General features: G+C 61.5%; 16 protein-coding genes. 10 read left to right on the top strand and 6 right to left on the bottom strand.

The genetic code is table 11. The features are described from left to right. Window positions 1-321 precede the first annotated feature (321 nt). Window positions 322-1,743: an amino acid permease gene (locus ACOZJV_RS12595; RefSeq protein ID WP_421547745.1), complete on the top strand. Its 1,422-nt coding sequence runs from the start codon at window positions 322-324 to the stop codon at window positions 1,741-1,743. Between the two features lie 156 nt (window positions 1,744-1,899). Continuing rightward, window positions 1,900-2,313 carry an alternative ribosome rescue aminoacyl-tRNA hydrolase ArfB gene (arfB, locus tag ACOZJV_RS12590; protein ID WP_421547744.1) on the top strand — a complete coding sequence of 138 codons (414 nt, stop codon included), beginning with the start codon at window positions 1,900-1,902 and terminating at the stop codon, window positions 2,311-2,313. On the opposite strand, the gene ACOZJV_RS12585 is transcribed toward arfB, so the two are convergent. The 6 genes from ACOZJV_RS12585 to phhA form a co-directional block, all read right to left on the bottom strand. Beyond that, on the bottom strand, window positions 2,310-3,509 hold the full coding sequence (locus ACOZJV_RS12585; RefSeq protein ID WP_078470963.1) for an MFS transporter: 1,200 nt from the start codon (window positions 3,507-3,509) through the stop codon (window positions 2,310-2,312). The genes arfB and ACOZJV_RS12585 overlap by 4 nt on opposite strands. Window positions 3,510-3,625: 116 nt before the next feature. Continuing rightward, window positions 3,626-3,856: a hypothetical protein gene (locus ACOZJV_RS12580; protein WP_238596152.1), complete on the bottom strand. Its 231-nt coding sequence runs from the start codon at window positions 3,854-3,856 to the stop codon at window positions 3,626-3,628. Between the two features lie 36 nt (window positions 3,857-3,892). Beyond that, window positions 3,893-4,021 (bottom strand): hypothetical protein, encoded by a 129-nt coding sequence (locus ACOZJV_RS12575; RefSeq protein WP_020299321.1) that lies wholly within the window; start codon window positions 4,019-4,021, stop codon window positions 3,893-3,895. Window positions 4,022-4,259: 238 nt separating this feature from the next. Next, entirely contained in the window at window positions 4,260-5,456 is a 1,197-nt protein-coding gene (locus ACOZJV_RS12570) for an amino acid aminotransferase (RefSeq protein WP_421547743.1), read from the bottom strand. Continuing rightward, window positions 5,456-5,812 (bottom strand): 4a-hydroxytetrahydrobiopterin dehydratase, encoded by a 357-nt coding sequence (locus ACOZJV_RS12565; RefSeq protein ID WP_078470965.1) that lies wholly within the window; start codon window positions 5,810-5,812, stop codon window positions 5,456-5,458. Before ACOZJV_RS12565 ends, ACOZJV_RS12570 begins: the two co-directional genes overlap by 1 nt. Before the next feature lie 69 nt (window positions 5,813-5,881). Beyond that, a complete protein-coding gene (gene phhA / locus ACOZJV_RS12560) occupies window positions 5,882-6,673 on the bottom strand; it encodes a phenylalanine 4-monooxygenase (RefSeq protein ID WP_020299318.1) in 792 nt (263 codons plus the stop codon). A gap of 293 nt (window positions 6,674-6,966) precedes the next feature. On the opposite strand from phhA, the gene ACOZJV_RS12555 reads away from it, so the two are divergent. From ACOZJV_RS12555 to ACOZJV_RS12520, 8 genes are all read left to right on the top strand, one after another. Continuing rightward, window positions 6,967-8,532, top strand: coding sequence for a sigma-54-dependent transcriptional regulator (locus tag ACOZJV_RS12555; RefSeq protein WP_078470967.1), 1,566 nt, complete (start codon window positions 6,967-6,969; stop codon window positions 8,530-8,532). A gap of 340 nt (window positions 8,533-8,872) precedes the next feature. Beyond that, a complete protein-coding gene (locus tag ACOZJV_RS12550) occupies window positions 8,873-9,613 on the top strand; it encodes a flagellar basal body rod protein FlgF (protein ID WP_201130006.1) in 741 nt (246 codons plus the stop codon). Between the two features lie 45 nt (window positions 9,614-9,658). After that, a complete protein-coding gene (gene flgG / locus ACOZJV_RS12545) occupies window positions 9,659-10,444 on the top strand; it encodes a flagellar basal-body rod protein FlgG (RefSeq protein ID WP_020299315.1) in 786 nt (261 codons plus the stop codon). A gap of 55 nt (window positions 10,445-10,499) precedes the next feature. Continuing rightward, complete coding sequence (gene flgH, locus ACOZJV_RS12540; RefSeq protein WP_078470969.1) at window positions 10,500-11,195, top strand: flagellar basal body L-ring protein FlgH; 696 nt, start codon at window positions 10,500-10,502, stop codon at window positions 11,193-11,195. 15 nt (window positions 11,196-11,210) lie between these two features. Next, entirely contained in the window at window positions 11,211-12,320 is a 1,110-nt protein-coding gene (locus tag ACOZJV_RS12535) for a flagellar basal body P-ring protein FlgI (RefSeq protein WP_078470970.1), read from the top strand. A gap of 11 nt (window positions 12,321-12,331) precedes the next feature. Next, window positions 12,332-13,597, top strand: coding sequence for a flagellar assembly peptidoglycan hydrolase FlgJ (flgJ, locus tag ACOZJV_RS12530; protein ID WP_421547742.1), 1,266 nt, complete (start codon window positions 12,332-12,334; stop codon window positions 13,595-13,597). A gap of 10 nt (window positions 13,598-13,607) precedes the next feature. Continuing rightward, window positions 13,608-15,665 (top strand): flagellar hook-associated protein FlgK, encoded by a 2,058-nt coding sequence (gene flgK, locus ACOZJV_RS12525; protein WP_078470972.1) that lies wholly within the window; start codon window positions 13,608-13,610, stop codon window positions 15,663-15,665. Window positions 15,666-15,678: 13 nt separating this feature from the next. Continuing rightward, window positions 15,679-17,259 (top strand): flagellar hook-associated protein 3, encoded by a 1,581-nt coding sequence (locus ACOZJV_RS12520; RefSeq protein WP_078470973.1) that lies wholly within the window; start codon window positions 15,679-15,681, stop codon window positions 17,257-17,259. The last annotated feature ends 45 nt before the right edge of the window (window positions 17,260-17,304 follow it).

Raw genomic sequence — 17,304 nt, 5'->3', positions numbered from 1 at the left:
CGTTTTAACTGTGACCCAACTGCGTATCCGCGCATTTTGCGTCTGATCTACTGGTGCCGACGCGGTTCGAAGGCTTGTCTTCCGCCGCTGGCTACCAGCTCGACGAGCAATACATTCAGGGCTATCCGCCTTGTTCATTCCGCCGCGTCACAAGCGTGGTGGGTTCGATTTCGTCACAGATAAAAACAAACAGGTGACGTATGACCGTTAAACAAACGCTGAACTCCTGGTGCCTGCGCTGGGGTTTGATCTGCGCTGCTTAGCCAACGCCTTGCAGCAACGCCTATCGAACATCATCAAACCTTGCGTGAGACCTTTTCAATGAGTGGACAGAACTCGCATTCAGGCGAGCTGAAACGCGGCCTGAAAAATCGCCATATTCAACTGATCGCCCTGGGTGGCGCGATCGGTACCGGCTTGTTCCTCGGATCCGCCGGCGTGCTCAAATCCGCCGGCCCGTCGATGATCCTCGGCTACGCCATCTGCGGCTTTATCGCCTTCATGATCATGCGCCAGTTGGGCGAGATGATCGTCGAGGAGCCGGTTGCCGGCTCTTTCAGCCACTTCGCCCATAAATACTGGGGTGGCTTCGCCGGTTTCCTGTCGGGCTGGAACTGCTGGATCCTGTACATCCTGGTGGGCATGTCGGAGCTGACTGCGGTCGGCAAGTACGTGCACTACTGGTGGCCGCACGTGCCGACCTGGGCTTCGGCCGCGGTGTTCTTCGTGCTGATCAACGCGATCAACCTGGCCAACGTCAAAGTCTTCGGCGAGGCCGAGTTCTGGTTCGCCATTATCAAAGTGGTGGCGATTGTCGGCATGATCGCCCTGGGCAGCTACCTGCTGGTCAGCGGCCACGGTGGCCCGCAAGCCTCGGTGAGCAACCTGTGGGAACACGGCGGCTTTTTCCCCAATGGCGTCAGCGGCCTGGTCATGGCCATGGCGATCATCATGTTTTCCTTTGGTGGCCTGGAGATGCTCGGCTTTACCGCAGCGGAAGCCGACCAGCCGAAAACCGTGATTCCCAAGGCAATCAATCAGGTGATCTACCGGATCCTGATTTTCTACATCGGCGCCCTGGTGGTGCTGCTGTCCCTGACCCCCTGGGACAGCCTGCTGGTGAGCCTCAATGCTTCCGGCGATGCCTACAGTGGCAGCCCGTTCGTCCAGGTGTTCTCGATGCTGGGCAGCGATACGGCGGCGCACATCCTCAACTTCGTGGTCCTGACTGCGGCCTTGTCGGTGTACAACAGCGGCACCTACTGCAACAGCCGCATGTTGTTGGGCATGGCCGAGCAGGGCGATGCGCCCAAGGCTCTGGCCAAGATCGACAGGCGCGGCGTACCGGTGCGTTCGATCCTGGCCTCGGCCCTGGTGACTTTCGTCGCCGTGGTGCTCAACTACCTGATTCCGCAGCACGCGCTGGAGCTGTTGATGTCGCTGGTGGTCGCGACCCTGGTGATCAATTGGGCGATGATCAGCTACTCGCACTTCAAGTTCCGCCAGCACATGAACCGCACCGGGCAGACCTCACTGTTCAAGGCGCTGTGGTACCCCTACGGCAACTTTGTCTGCCTGGCGTTCGTGGTGTTTATCCTCGGCATCATGCTGCTGATTCCGGGGATCCAGATCTCGGTGTACGCGATTCCGGTGTGGCTGGTCTTTATGTGGGTCTGCTACCTGATCAAAGGCAAGCGCAGTGAGCAACCGGCTGTGCAAACCCTGAGTTCGTCGATCAAGTAAGCCCTTGAATGGCTCTGAAAAACCCGGCCCTGGCGCCGGGTTTTTCGTTTCTGGGAGTGGGCTTGCGGACGCCCAGCGGTCTTGGCTGGCGTTTGCCGGCGAGCCTGCGGCGATACAAATGGGTATCCTGTGGGCCCTGAACGCGGATGGTTTTTCATGCTGGTGATTTCCAACAACGTGCATCTGCCGGATGCCGAGATCGAGTTGACGGCGATTCGTGCCCAGGGCGCGGGTGGGCAGAACGTCAACAAGGTCTCCAGTGCCGTGCACCTGCGCTTTGATATTCCGGCCTCGTCCCTGCCGCCGTTCTACAAGGAGCGGCTGCTGGCGCTGCGTGACAGTCGCATCACCAGTGACGGTGTGGTCGTGATCAAGGCCCAGCAGTACCGAACCCAGGAGCAGAACCGCGCCGATGCCCTGGAGCGCTTGACCGAGTTGATCCTCAGCGCGACCAAGGTGGAAAAGAAGCGCCGCCCGACCAAGCCGACCCTGGGCTCGAAAAAGCGCCGCCTGGAATCCAAGTCCAAGCGCGGCGACATCAAGGCCGGCCGCGGCCGGGTGGACTTCTAGCGGCCCGCGCGTTCCTGGCGGTACTTCGGCGCCTGACGGTACAGATAGACGCTGAGGATCAGGCCGCTGCAGGCGGCAATGGCGGCGAACAGAAAGATCGAGGCAAAACCGAAACCGGCGGCAATCGCCCCGGCCAGCGGCCCGGTGATGCCCAGGGACAGGTCGATGAACAGCGAGTAGGCACCCACCGCCGCCCCGCGACTGGAGGCCGGCACCAGGTTGACCGCCTCGACCCCCAGCGCCGGGAATACCAGGGAGAAGCCAAAACCGCTCAGCGCCGCTCCGGCCAGGGCCCAGTGGGCATCCGGTGCCAGCCACAGCAGCAAGAGCCCCAGGGTTTCCACCGACAGGCAGGCAATCGCCACCCTAAAGCCCCCCAGGCGGTTGATCAGGTTGCCGAACAACAGGCGCGCACCGATAAAGCTGGCGCCGAACAGGCTCAGGCACAGCACCGCGTTCGACCAGTGCTGAGTGGCGTAATACAGGGTGATAAAGGTGGCGATGGTGCCAAAGCCGATCGAGCCCAGGGCCAGGCCGCACCCGTGGGGCAATACCCGGCCCAGCACATGCATGAACGGCAGGCGTTCGCCAACCACGATCGGCGCCGCGACTTTCGGCCAGGCCAGGGCCAGGCCGAGCAGGGCCAGGAGAATGATGCTGACCCCCATGCTCCACAAGCCCAGCTGACCCACCAGAAACACGCCGAACGGTGCACCGATAGCCAGGGCGCCATAGCTGGCAATGCCGTTCCAGGAAATGACCTTGGCCGTGTTCTGCGCGCCGACCCGACCGATGCCCCAGCCAATGGCGCCGGAACCCACCAGGCTCTCCGCGCTGCCCAGCACCAGACGGCCCACCAGCAGGCAGGCCAGGCTCAGGCCCGGCAGTGTGTGCAGCCAGGCCGAAAGCAGCATGAACACGCCGCTCAGGCCACAGCCGGCCAGGCCGACCATCACTGCGCGCTTGCTGCCGAGGTTGTCGATCATGCGTCCGGCATAGGGCCGGCTGAGGAGGGTGGCCAGGTATTGCACGCTGATCACCAGCCCGGCGATCACGGCGCCAAAGCCCAGGTCGCTGTGCACGTAACCGGGCAAGACGGCCAGGGGGATGCCGATGTTGAGGTAACCGATAAAGGTGAAAAGGACGATGGAAACGACTTGCAGCGTGACCGCCATGGGTCGCTGGGTATCTGGCATGGGTAAAGGTCCACTGGCACGGCAGGATAGATAGGCTGCTTATGATACCGATGCTTGCAGGGATGCAGGGGGAGAAATCGACGTGGCGTCGCGATGTTTCTATGGCAGGGGCGGTATCAGCGTGTTGCCGGGGCCAGCAATTGAGTGGTCACCAGGGCCGCGAGGGCGTTTTCCTGGGTGCCGAAGCGCGCCAGCAGGGCGGCCTGTTTTTCCGGGGAGAGGCGGTTCCAGACATCGATCATCTTCTCGGCGGTGCCGAGCAGCACGCTGGCCTGGGTGTCGCTGAAGGAGTCGGTCATGGTTCGGGGCTCGCGGGGCGGGGGATTCAGGCTGTGTGGAAAGCGCATCAGTTTGCGCTTTCCACACGGTCTGGGCAGTGCTCTTTAGTCTTTGCTGTCGGCCTTGCGGCTTTCGGCTTCTTTCACTTCAGGTTTTTGCGCACTGGCTTGTTGCGGGGTTGTCTGCTCAGTTTCGTGCAGGCTTGGGAAGGGGAGATTAGGAATCTCATGCATGTTCGTTGCTCCTCGCAAGGTCTGTTTTTTAAATCGCTGGGTAGATCCGCGCTTTTAAAAAGCTTGGGCAGGATACAGCAGTGCAAATGACAAAAAGATGTTTATTGCGCCTTTGGAGATGAAAGGGATTTCATCAAGGCTCGATTCCGGCTTGGGGCGGGAGCTGTCGGTGGCCTTTGGGAAAGGTCATTCCGCCAGCACCTGCCGGTTCGGGGCAGGCACTGGAGGGTGACGAGGATCAGGCCTTGCAGACCTTGGCGATGGCGTCGGCCAGCAGGTCGAGACGGGTGGCATCGATGCCAGCGACGTTGGCCCGGCCGGAGCTGACCATGTACACGCTGTGGTGGTCGCGCAGTTCCTTGACCTGGGCTGGCGACAGCCCGGTGTAGGAAAACATCCCGCGCTGCACGCCGATATGGGCAAAGCGCTCGGCCAACCCGTGGGGTTGCAGGGCTTCGACCAGCCCGGCACGCAACTGGGCGATGCGTTGGCGCATGGCTTCCACTTCGTCGGCCCACAGGCTTTTCAGCTCGGGGTCGCCGAGGATGGTCGCCACCACCGCCGCGCCGTGATCCGGTGGGGTGGACCACAGGTTGCGGGCGATATTGGCCAGCTGGCTGCGAATGTCCGTGAGTTTTTCCGCATTCTTGGCACAGACGATCAGCGCGCCGGTGCGGTCGGAGTACAGGCCGAAGTTCTTCGAGCAGGAACTGGTAATCAGCAGTTCCGGCAGCTCGGAGGCCATCAGCCGTACAGCCCAGGCATCCTGTTCCAGGCCGTCGCCAAAACCCTGGTAGGCGAAGTCGATCAGGGGTAGCAGCTCGCGAGCGCGTACCACTTCCAGCACCCGGCGCCAGTCGTCATGGGACAGGTCGAAGCCGGTCGGGTTGTGGCAGCAGGCATGCAGCAGTACCACGTCGCCCTTGGGAGCCTGCTTCAGGGTGGCGAGCATCGCCTCCACGTCCAGGCGGTTGTCGCTGCCGACATAGGGGTAATGACTGACCTTGAGCCCGGCGGTGGCGTAGATGGTTTCGTGGATCGGCCAGGTCGGGTTGCTCAGCCAGATGCCGCGGCCGGGCAGGCATTGGGCGATAAAATCGGCCGACAGCCGCAGGGCTCCCGTGCCGCCCGGGGTCTGGGTAACACCCGCGCGTTGCTCGGCGATCAGCTTGGAATCGGCACCCAGCACCAGTTCATTGACCAGCTTGCCGAAGGCCGCGTTGCCGTGGCCGCCGATGTAGGTCTTGGTGGTCTGGCGATCGACCAGGCGCTGCTCGGCCAGTTTTACCGACTGCGGGATCGGAGTCAGGCCCTGGGAGTCCTTGTAGACCCCCACGCCGAGGTCGAATTTGAGTGGGTTGCTGTCCGAGGCGTAGGCCTCCATCAGGCCGAGTATCGGGTCGCCGGGTACGCGGCCGATGGCGTCGAAGTGCATTACTTGCGTCCTTCTGCGGTCTGGGCCACTTCGTCGGTGCGTGCGGCCATGATGAAGTCGTTGCGGTGCAGGCCCTTGATGGAATGGCTCCACCAGGTCACGGTGACTTTGCCCCACTCGGTGAGCAGGCCTGGGTGGTGACCTTCGGCTTCGGAAATTTCACCCATGGCATTAGTGAAAGCCAGGGCAAATTTGAAGTTTTTGAACAGGAAGACTTTTTCCAGCTGCATCACGCCGTCGCGTACTTCGATGTTCCAGTCGGGGATCTGCTTGATCAGTACCGGCAGTTCTTCGTCGCTGACTTGGGGGGCATCGGCACGGCAGGCTTCGCAATGGGCTTGGTTCAGAGCGGTCATGGTGTGTTCCTGAAATCGATTCTTGTTGGAAATTACTATCTTTCGCGGCACGTCGCGAGTGTGATCTGCTCAGGCCGCCTTGGGCTTGGGCGTGAACTTGGGTGGATGCAGGCCCAACTGCATGCCCTGGTGGACCATGGCCATGATGTCTTCATGGGCCAGGTCGAACAGGCGCTCAAGGCTTGGCAGGACGAAATACAAGGGCTGCAGGATATCGATGCGATAAGGCGTGCGCATCGCTTCCAGGGGATTGAAGGCCTGGTGTTCGGGCTCGTCGGAGAGGCTGTAGACAGTTTCCTTGGGCGACGAAAGAATCCCGCCGCCATAGATGCGTTTGCCGTGGGGGGTGTCGACCAGGCCGAACTCGATGGTCATCCAGTACAGACGCGCCAGGTATACCCGTTCTTCCTTGGTCGCCTGCAGGCCGAGCTTGCCGTAGGTGTGGGTGAATTCGGCGAACCAGGGGTTGGTCAGCAAGGGGCAGTGGCCAAAGATCTCGTGGAAGATATCCGGCTCTTGCAGGTAGTCCAGTTCTTCGCGGGTGCGAATAAACGTGGCTACGGGAAACTGCTTGCTGGCGAGCAATTCAAAAAAGGTCTGGAAGGGGATCAGCGCCGGAACCCGGGCCACCTGCCAACCGGTGGTTTCACCGAGTACCTTGTTGATTTCGCCCAACTGCGGGATGCGGTCGTGGGGCAGGCCGAGCTTTTCGATGCCGTCCAGGTATTCCTGGCACGCGCGACCTTCAAGCACTTTGAGTTGGCGGGTGATCAGGGTGTTCCACACCGCATGTTCTTCGGCCGGGTAGTCGATAAAACCGTGCGCGTCGGGCTCGCGGGCCACGTACTGCGTCTGCTTCATGCTGCTCTCCTGCAAGGGGCTGCGTTCTTGTTATGTATGACGCTAGAGATACTCCAAGGTGCCGGAGCATGCAGCAGGTCGCCGGCGCCTCGCAGGCGCTTTTTAATCAAGAATCGTAAAGTATTCGTTACGAATTGACCTATGTGGCGTAATCATGGCGTTTTCTTGAGTTGATAACGGCGATCGCTGTCACATAATCTTTACGTCTATTTGCGCCACGTCTGAAAAAGTCGGCGCTGCGGGCCGCTGGTTTTGGCGCTCATGCCTCTCTTTACCTGTTTCGGGTCTTTTATATGCGGATCAAAGTCCACTGCCAAAATCGCATCGGCATCCTGCGCGACATTCTCAACCTGCTGGTGGAGTACGGGATCAACGTGGCTCGGGGCGAGGTGGGCGGGGAGCACGGCAATGCGATCTACCTGCACTGCCCGAACCTGATCAATCTGCAGTTCCAGGCCTTGCGCCCCAAGTTCGAGTCCATTACCGGGGTGTTCGGGGTCAAGCGGGTGGGGCTGATGCCCAGCGAGCGCCGGCATATGGAGCTCAACGCCTTGCTCGGTGCCTTGGAGTTCCCGGTGCTGTCGATTGATATGGGCGGTTCGATCGTGGCCGCCAACCGCGCGGCGGCGCAGTTGCTCGGGGTGCGGGTGGACGAGGTGCCGGGGATCCCGCTGTCGCGGTACGCCGAGGATTTTGATTTGCCGGAGCTGGTACGGGCCAGCAAGTCGCGAATCAACGGCCTGCGGGTCAAGGTCAAGGGGGATGTATTTCTGGCGGATATCGCGCCCCTGCAATCGGAGCATGACGACAGCGAGGCGCTGGCGGGCGCGGTCCTGACCCTGCACCGCGCGGATCGGGTCGGTGAGCGCATCTATAACGTGCGCAAGCAGGAGCTGCGAGGCTTTGACAGTATCTTCCAGAGTTCCAAAGTCATGGCGGCGGTGGTGCGCGAGGCGCGGCGCATGGCGCCGCTGGATGCGCCACTGTTGATCGAAGGCGAGACCGGCACCGGCAAGGAGTTGCTGGCCCGAGCCTGCCACCTGGCCAGCCCCCGTGGGCAGTCGCCGCTGATGGCGCTCAATTGCGCCGGGTTGCCGGAGTCGATGGCCGAGACCGAGCTGTTCGGTTACGGCCCGGGTGCGTTTGAGGGCGCGCGGGCTGAAGGCAAGCTCGGGCTGCTGGAGCTGACCGCCGGTGGCACGCTGTTTCTGGATGGGGTCGGGGAGATGAGCCCGCGGCTGCAGGTCAAGCTGTTGCGCTTTTTGCAGGATGGCTGCTTCCGCCGAGTAGGCAGTGATGAGGAGGTGTACCTGGATGTGCGGGTGATCTGCGCGACCCAGGTCGATCTTTCGGAGCTCTGCGCGCGCGGCGAGTTTCGCCAGGACCTTTACCATCGGCTCAATGTGTTGTCCCTGCATATCCCGCCATTGCGCGAATGCCTCGACGGTCTGGCACCGCTGGTGGAGCACTTTCTTGACCAGGCCAGCCGGCAGATCGGCTGCCCGTTGCCGACCCTGGCCCCGCCCGCCATGGAGCGGCTCAGCCACTACCATTGGCCGGGCAATGTGCGGCAGTTGGAGAACGTGTTGTTCCAGGCGGTTTCGTTATGTGATGGGGCGTTGGTCAAGGCCGAGCATATTCGCTTGCCGGACTATGGCGTGCGTCAGCCGCTTGGCGATTTTTCCCTGGAGGGCAGCCTGGAGGATATCGTTGGGCGTTTTGAAAAGACGGTGCTTGAGCGCCTGTATGCCGAGCATCCGAGCAGCCGCCTGCTGGGCAAGCGCCTGGGGGTTTCCCACACCACCATCGCCAATAAATTGCGTGATCATCAGCTCGGCAAAACCCCTGTCGACCGGTAGCCGATGTGGATAGGTTTGGGACGAGTTCGGATGCTGGGCTCGGGCGGGTGCTGGAGTGATGCCTGGAGAAGCGCGGCGTTGCGCATGGCAGCGGCTACACGTGTAGCGGCGAGTGCCGTAATACCTCGGGTGCAACTGTGTATCCAGGCCGTTACTTGCCGTTAGCGGCATAAGACCGCCGTTTTTCCGTCTCTCGCCGCGCTCCGAATTTCCTCCCCGCCCCGCCAAAGCCTTGCTCCGCCTGGGGATTGATCGCTCTAAAAAAAGTTGGTGCGCTTATTGCTTAAGGCTCATCAGTACAGCGGTGGGCGGCAAACGTCCGGCAGACAGAGGAAAGACTGTGGACAAGTACCTTTACGTGGCAATGACCGGCGCCAGCCAGAATGCTCTGGCGCAAAAGGCTCATGCCAACAATCTGGCGAACATCTCCACCAACGGTTTTCAGCGCGACCTGGAGCAGGCGCGTTCGATGCCGGTGTTCGGTGACAGCTTTCCGGCGCGCGCCTTTGCCATGTCGGAACGTCCTGGCACCGACTTCACGCCTGGCTCCCTGGTGGAAACCGGTCGCGAGCTGGATGTGGCCGTCAGTGGCAATGGCTGGATTGCCGTGCAGAACCCGGGTGGCGGTGAAAGCTACGTGCGCACCGGCAGCCTGAATGTTGACGCCCTGGGTGTGTTGCGGGCGGGCAACGGCATGGCGGTGATGGGCAATGGCGGTCCGATCGCCGTGCCGCCCGAGCAGAAGATCGAAATCGGCCAGGACGGCACCATCAGCATCCGCGCCATGGGCGAAGGCCCGCGGGTGATGGCCGAAGTCGACCGCATCAAGCTGGTCAACCCGGATTTGAAAAGCATGACCAAGGGCCTCGACGGCTCGATCCAGACCAAGGACGGCCAGGCCGCGCCGGCCGATGCCAATGTGCAGTTGGTGTCGGGTTTCCTGGAGTCGAGCAACGTCAATGCCGTTGAAGAAATGACTTCGGTCCTGGCGTTGGCCAAGCAGTTCGAATTGCACATCAAGATGATGAATTCCGCGAAAGAAGACGACCAGGCCATGGCTCGGGTCTTGCAGATCAGCTAATCACCAGTACGTAGCGCCGTAAAACAGGCGCACGAGGAGAATCGAATGCTTCCGGCTCTATGGGTTGCCAAAACCGGTCTGTCCGCCCAGGACACCAACCTGACCGTTATTTCCAACAACCTGGCGAACGTCTCGACCACGGGTTTCAAACGTGATCGCGCCGAGTTCCAGGACCTGCTGTATCAGATCAAGCGTCAGCCTGGTTCGCAGTCGACCCAGGACAGCGAGCTGCCATCGGGCCTGCAAGTCGGTACCGGTGTGCGCATCGTCGGCACCCAGAAGAACTTCACTGCCGGCAGCCTGCAGACCACCGAGCAGCCGCTCGACCTGGCGGTCAACGGTCGTGGTTTCTTCCAGATCCTGCAGCCGGACGGCACCACGTCCTACACCCGTGACGGTACCTTTCACCTGGACTCCAATGGCCAGATCGTCACCGCCAACGGCTTCACCCTGGAGCCTGCGGTTGTGGTTCCCAACGATGCCCAGACCTTCACCGTAGGCCAGGACGGCACGGTTTCCATCACCGTGGCCGGCAACCCGGCTTCGCAAGTGATCGGCAACCTGCAAACTGCCGACTTCATCAACCCGGCCGGTCTGCAAGCCGTGGGCAACAACCTGTTCCTGGAAACCGCCGCCAGCGGCGCGCCGCAGATCGGTACCCCGGGCCTCAACGGTTTCGGCACCACGCTGCAGAACACCCTGGAAACATCCAACGTCAGCACCGTTGAAGAGATGGTCAACATGATCACCACTCAACGTGCCTACGAGATGAACTCCAAGGTGATTTCCACCGCCGACCAGATGCTCTCGTTCGTAACGCAGAATCTGTAATCAAGTCTTCGAGGCGGCCTTGAACGGCGCGCCTGCAACACCGTGAGGTAGGGTCATGAATCGGTTTGTGTGTGTTCTAACGCTGAGTGGGATCACTGTGCTCGCGGGCTGTGTCAGCCCGCCGCCGAAACCCAATGACCCGTACTACGCGCCGGTGTTGCCGCGCACGCCGTTGCCTGCAGCCGCCAATAACGGCTCGATCTACCAGGCCGGCTTCGAGCAGAACCTTTATGGCGACCGCAAGGCGTTCCGGGTCGGTGACATCATCACCATCACCCTCAACGAGCGGACCCAGGCCAGCAAAGGGGCCAACTCGGCGCTGACCAAGACCAGCAACAACAGCATCGGCCTGAGTTCGCTGTTCGGCGCCGTGCCCAATACCAACAACCCGCTGGGCGATGGCGACCTGACCTTGAATGCCGGATACAGCGGCAACCGCGCCACCAAGGGCGACAGCAAGGCCGCCCAGAGCAACAGCCTGACCGGTTCGATCACGGTCACCGTGGCCGACGTGCTGCCCAACGGCATCATCGCCGTGCGCGGTGAGAAGTGGATGACTCTCAATACCGGCGATGAGCTGGTACGGATTGCCGGGTTGGTGCGGGCCGACGATATCGCCACCGACAACACCGTGTCCTCGACCCGGGTCGCCGATGCGCGCATTACCTATTCGGGCACCGGTTCGTTTGCCGATGCGAACCAGCCGGGCTGGTTCGACCGTTTCTTCCTAAGCCCGCTGTTCCCTTTCTAGGTGATGAAAAATCAAATGCTGAATTTCAAGCACCTGATGGCGGCCGCGTTGTTGCTGTCCACATCCCTTGGCGTACAGGCCGAGCGGTTGAAGGACATCGCCAGTATTTCCGGCGTGCGTTCCAACCAATTGATCGGCTACGGTCTGGTGGTCGGGCTTAACGGTACGGGCGACCAGACCACCCAGACGCCGTTCACCCTGCAGACCTTCAACAACATGCTGTCGCAGTTCGGCATCAAGGTGCCGGCCGGTTCCGGCAACGTGCAGTTGAAAAACGTCGCGGCGGTGTCGATCAGCGCTGACCTGCCGGCGTTCGCCAAGCCGGGGCAGGTGGTGGACATCACCGTGTCCTCCATCGGCAACTCCAAGAGCCTGCGCGGCGGCACCTTGCTGCTGACGCCGCTCAAGGGTATCGACGGCAACGTCTACGCCATCGCCCAGGGCAACCTGGTAGTGGGCGGTTTTGATGCCGAGGGGCGCGACGGTTCGAAGATCACCGTCAACGTTCCGTCGGCCGGTCGCATCCCGGGCGGGGCCTCGGTCGAGCGTGCGGTGCCGAGCGGTTTCAATCAGGGCAACAGCCTGACCTTGAACCTCAACCGCTCCGACTTCACCACCGCCAAGCGCATTGTCGACAAGATCAATGACATGCTCGGCCCTGGCGTGGCCCAGGCCATCGATGGCGGTTCGATCCGGGTGACCGCGCCGCTCGATCCAAGCCAGCGCGTGGACTACCTGTCGATTCTCGAGAACCTGGAAGTCGATCCGGGGCAGGCGGTGGCCAAGGTCATCATCAACTCCCGCACCGGCACCATCGTGATCGGCCAGAACGTCAAGGTTTCGCCGGCCGCCGTGACCCACGGCAGCCTCACCGTGACCATCACCGAAGACCCGATCGTCAGCCAGCCGGGCCCGCTGTCCAATGGGCAGACGGCCGTCGTGCCGCGCTCGCGGGTCAACGCCCAGCAAGAAGCCAAGCCGATGTTCAAGTTCGGCCCGGGCACCACCCTGGACGAGATCGTGCGGGCGGTGAATCAGGTCGGTGCAGCGCCGGGTGACTTGATGGCGATCCTTGAAGCGTTGAAACAGGCTGGCGCGTTGCAAGCCGACCTGATTGTGATTTGAGGTAGGCGAGCATGGATATTCGCAAGAGCGGCCTGGTGGGCAGCGGTGATTCGGGGTCGTATTCGGACCTCAACCGGCTTAACCAATTCAAGGTCGGCGACAAGAACAGTGACGCCAACATGCGCAAGGTGGCGCAGGAGTTCGAGTCGCTGTTCCTCGGGGAAATGCTCAAGTCCATGCGCTCGGCCACCGAAGCCCTGGGCAAGGACAACCCGCTCAATACGCCAGCGGCCAAGCAGTACCAGGAAATGTACGACCAGCAGCTGGCGGTTTCCCTGTCGCGCAATGGCGGCGGTATCGGCCTGGCCGATGTGCTGATGCGCCAGATGTCGAAGAATAAACCGGTGGTTCCGGGCACAGCGGCTGCCGTGCCGGGGGCCACTGCCGACGCCAAGGCGACGCCCACCGCCATTGCCGCGGGCACCACCGCCATCGGCGGGCCGCTGACCCGGGTCAACGGCCAGCGTCCGCTGTGGGCCTCGCGCGCCGTCGATCCGCACACCTCGGGGACCGCGCACAACGATATGGCCTTGCTCAATCAGCGGCGGATCTCGCTGCCGAGCAAGCTGACCGATCGCTTGTTGGCGGGCATCGTGCCTTCTGCTACCGGCACCGATGCCTCCGGCAAAAACGCCGCGCCAGGGCGCACTACAGCCGCCACTGACGCTGTGATCAAGGGTGACTGGCAAAGTGCGCAGACCTTCGCCGCGCCCCGTGGACGGATGCAGATCTACGGTCGCGCCGTGGCCCAGCCGCCCTTGGCGCCGGCCAAGAGCGCCTTCAGTTCATCCGATGATTTTGTCGCCACCATGCTGCCGATGGCAGAGCAGGCGGCCAAGCGCATTGGTGTCGATCCGCGCTACCTGGTGGCCCAGGCCGCGCTGGAAACTGGCTGGGGCAAGTCGGTCATGCGCCAGCAGGATGGCTCCAGCAGCCACAACCTGTTCGGCATCAAGGCCGGCAGCAGTTGGAAGGGTGATCAGGCACGAGCGATCACCAGCGAATTCAGAAATGGCGAGATGGTCAAGGAGACGGCAGCGTTCCGTTCCTACGATTCCTATCAGGACAGTTTCCATGACCTGGTGACTTTGTTGCAGAGCAACAATCGCTATCAAGAAGTGCTGAAGTCGGCCGATAAGCCTGAACAGTTTGTACGCGAGTTGCAAAAAGCCGGGTATGCAACCGACCCGGATTACGCAAGCAAGATTTCGCAGATTGCCAAGCAGATGAAGAGCTACGAGAACTACGCTGCGGCGGGCGCTTCCACGAATTTATAAGGTCTGAACCATGAGTTTGCTCAATATCGGGATGTCGGGGCTGTCAGCCAGCCAATCGTCGTTGATGACTACGGGTAACAACATCGCCAACGCCGATACCGCCGGCTATTCGCGCCAGCAAACCGTGCAGGGCACCAAGGCCTCCATCCAGTACGGCACGGTGTATATCGGCACCGGTACCACCCTGGCCGACGTGCGCCGCGTCTACAACAGCTACCTTGACGCGCAACTGCAGACCAAGACCTCGCTCAACAGCGACTCGGCCGCCTACCTGGGCCAGGTCACGCCGCTCGACAGCCTGCTCTCCGACAGTGGCACGGGCCTCAATGGCGCTCTGACCAAATTCTTCGCCTCGGTGCAGAACGTCAACTCCAAGCCGGGTGACGATGCATCGCGCCAACTGCTGCTCAGCGATGCCCAGGCCCTGAGCAACCGTTTCAACTCGATGTCCACCCAGTTGAACGAGCAGAACACCACCATCAACGGCAACCTGTCGAGCATGGCGGACCAGGTCAACAAGCTGGCCAGTACCGTGGCCCAGTTGAACCAGCGCATCACCGAGATCTCCAGCTCCGGCGGCATGCCGAATGACCTGCTGGATTCGCGCAACGAAACCGTGCGCCAGCTTTCCAGCCTCACCGGCGCTCAGGTCATGGAGCGCGACGGCAACCTGGATATCTACCTGGGCAGCGGCCAGCCGCTGGTCATGGGCGGCACCGTCAGCACCCTGGAAGTGGTGCCGAGCAAGGACGATCCGTCGCGTTCGGCGATTCAGCTCAATCGTGGCGCCAGCACCATCGACATCACCTCGATCATGACCGGTGGCGAGATCGGCGGCCTGTTGCGTTATCGCAGCACGGTGCTGGACCCGGCCATGAATGAACTGGGGCGCGTGGCCTTGGTGGTCGCCGACCAGATGAACACCATCCAGGCCCAGGGCATCGACAAGAACGGTGAATTCGGCTCGAACATTTTCAGCAGCATCAACAGTGCCTCCCAGGTTGCTCAGCGCAGTGTCGCCTCGACCTCCAACGTTGGCGCGGGCACCTTCAATGTCAACATTGAAGACACCGGCAAGCTGTCGATCAGCGATTACAAGGTGACCTTCACCAGCGCCACCGACTACACCGTGCAGCGCCTGTCCGATGGCAGCTCCGCAGGCTCGTTCAGCACCACGGCCACCACGCCGCCGGTGATCGATGGCTTCTCCCTGAAGTTCACCGCTACCAGCGCGACTGCCGGCGACACCTTCAAGCTGACCCCGACCCGTAACGCCGCGACCAGCATCAAGACCGAGATGACCGACTCCAAGCGCCTGGCCATTGCCGCGCCGCTGGGTGCCGCCATCGCCTCGGGCAGCAGTGGCACGCTGTCGATCCCGGCCAGCGGTCAGCCGACCCTGAAAACCTCGCTGGATATCTACGACACGGCGGCTACCCAGGCGATCCAGAACGGCCTGAAGACATCGACTCCGGTCAAGCTGGTCTTCGGCACTGCCGGCGGCACGACCCAGACTTACCAGTTACTCGACGCTGGCGGCCACGAGATCAGCAACGGCACCATCGTGCCCGGCCAGAGCAACACCTTGAGCCTGAGCATTCCGCTGGTCGACGCTAGCGGCAACGCGATCATGGATTCGGGCACGCCGCCGGTGCAGCGCACCGCCGCGTTCGAGATGACCGTCGCAGGCTCTCCAGCCTCGGCTGCCGGGATCAATATTTCCCTCAGCCAGCCAGGCACCCTGGACAACCGCAACGGCACGACCCTGGCCGGCTTGCAGACGGCGCAAACCGTCGATACCGGCAGTGCCAGTAAAGGTATTTCCCTGACTGATGCCTACGGCAAGCTGGTCGAAGGTGTGGGCGCCAAGGCCGCCCAGGGCAAGCTCGACAACGCCGCGACCTCGGCCATCCTGGCCAACGCCAAGGGCGCCCGGGATTCGCTGTCGGGGGTCGATCTCGATGAGGAAACCGGCAACCTGGTCAAGTACCAGCAGTACTACACCGCGTCTTCGCAGATCATCAAGGCTGCGCAGGAAATCTTCAGCACACTGATCAACAGTCTTTAAGGAGTCGTAGCCCATGCGCATTTCTACCGCCCAGTTTTACGAGTCCACCGCTGCCAACTACCAGAAGAACTTCGCCAACGTCGTTAAAAGCAGCGAAGAGGCCAGCAGCCTGGTGCGCGTCAACACCGCCGCCGATGATCCGGTCGGTGCCTCGCGTCTGCTGCAACTGGGGCAGCAAGCCTCGATGCTGGATCAGTACAAGACCAATACCAGTACCATCAAGGCGACCCTGGGGCAAACCGAATCGGTGATGACCAGCATCAACAATGTGCTGCAGCGTGCCAAGGAACTCACCGTTGGTGCAGGCAGTGCCGGCTACACCGACGCCGACCGCCAGGCCAACGCCTCGGAGCTTGGGCAGATCGAAGAGCAGCTGTTGAGCCTGATGAACAGCCAGGACGAAAACGGCAAATATATTTTCTCCGGTTCCAAGGGTGACGTTGCGCCATTCTCGCGTAACAGTGACGGCACCTACACCTACAACGGTGACCAGGTGACCCTGGACTTGCCAGTCGGCGACAGCATGTCGATGGCCACCAACAGCACTGGTTGGGAAGTGTTCCAGCAAGCGATCAACACCAGCCGCAGCCAGGTTACTGCGACCGCACCCGTGCCAGGGTCGCCGCAGGACAAGAACCAAATCACTCTGTCCAATGGTCAGGTGACGTCCAGCGTGACGTACAGCAACAAGTTCCTTAGTGGCGAGCCTTACAAGATTGAGATTGTCGGTGGCAACCAGCTGAAGATCACCGACTCCAACAATCTTGATGTAACGTCCGAGGCCAGCCTGGCCGGCGCTTTTGATCCCACCAAGAAAGATACGCAGAGCGTCAAATTTCGCGGCGTTGATCTGAACCTCAATATCAATCTGGCCGCCGGTGATGATCCGGTTGCCGATCTGCCCAACTACAGTTTCGAACTGGCGTCCAAGCCGGATTCGTTCAACGTCACTCGCAGCCCGGGTAACCCCACCACAACTCAGATAACCGGCTCAAAGGTCACCGACCCAGCCGCTTACCACGCCAGTTTCCCAAACGGTTCGGCGATCCTGAAGTTCACCAGTTCCACTGACTTCGAGCTGTACGCCGCGCCCTTGACTTCCAGCAGCAAGCCGGTATCCAGCGGCACTGTGGTGGGCAACAAGGCCACCGCGTCCGGTGTCGAGTTCACCCTGGACAGCACCGCACCAGCCGCGGGAAATCAGTACAGCGTGGCGGTCAACACCCACGAGACCCAGAACATTCTGGACACCGTGAGCCAGTTGAAAAAAACCTTGAATACTCCGGTAGATGGCAATCCGATTGCGCTGCAGAAGCTTAATGCCGGCCTGGCCTCGGGCCTTGCCAACCTGGCCAGCGGCAACGATCAGCTCTCTGCTGGCCTGAGCTCGGTCGGTGGTCGGGGGGCGGCGCTGGAGACCCAGAATGACACCAACCAGTCACTGGTACTGGCCAATGCCCAGACTCAGTCGGGTATCCGTGATTCCGACCCGGCCGCGGTCATGACCCGCCTGACGTTGCAGCAAACCATGTTGCAGGCTTCGCAATTGGCGTTCAGCAAAATTGCCCAGCTTGGGCTGTTCAACAAGGTGTAAATGTTCGGGACTCTGTCCTGCCGTTTACCAGCGAGCGCCGCCGTC

This window comes from Pseudomonas sp. QD4 (genome assembly GCF_049199125.1).
GTDB lineage: Bacteria > Pseudomonadota > Gammaproteobacteria > Pseudomonadales > Pseudomonadaceae > Aquipseudomonas.
The sequence above is the reverse complement of the archived record's forward strand: the minus strand, read 5'-3'. Positions and strand labels throughout refer to the sequence as shown.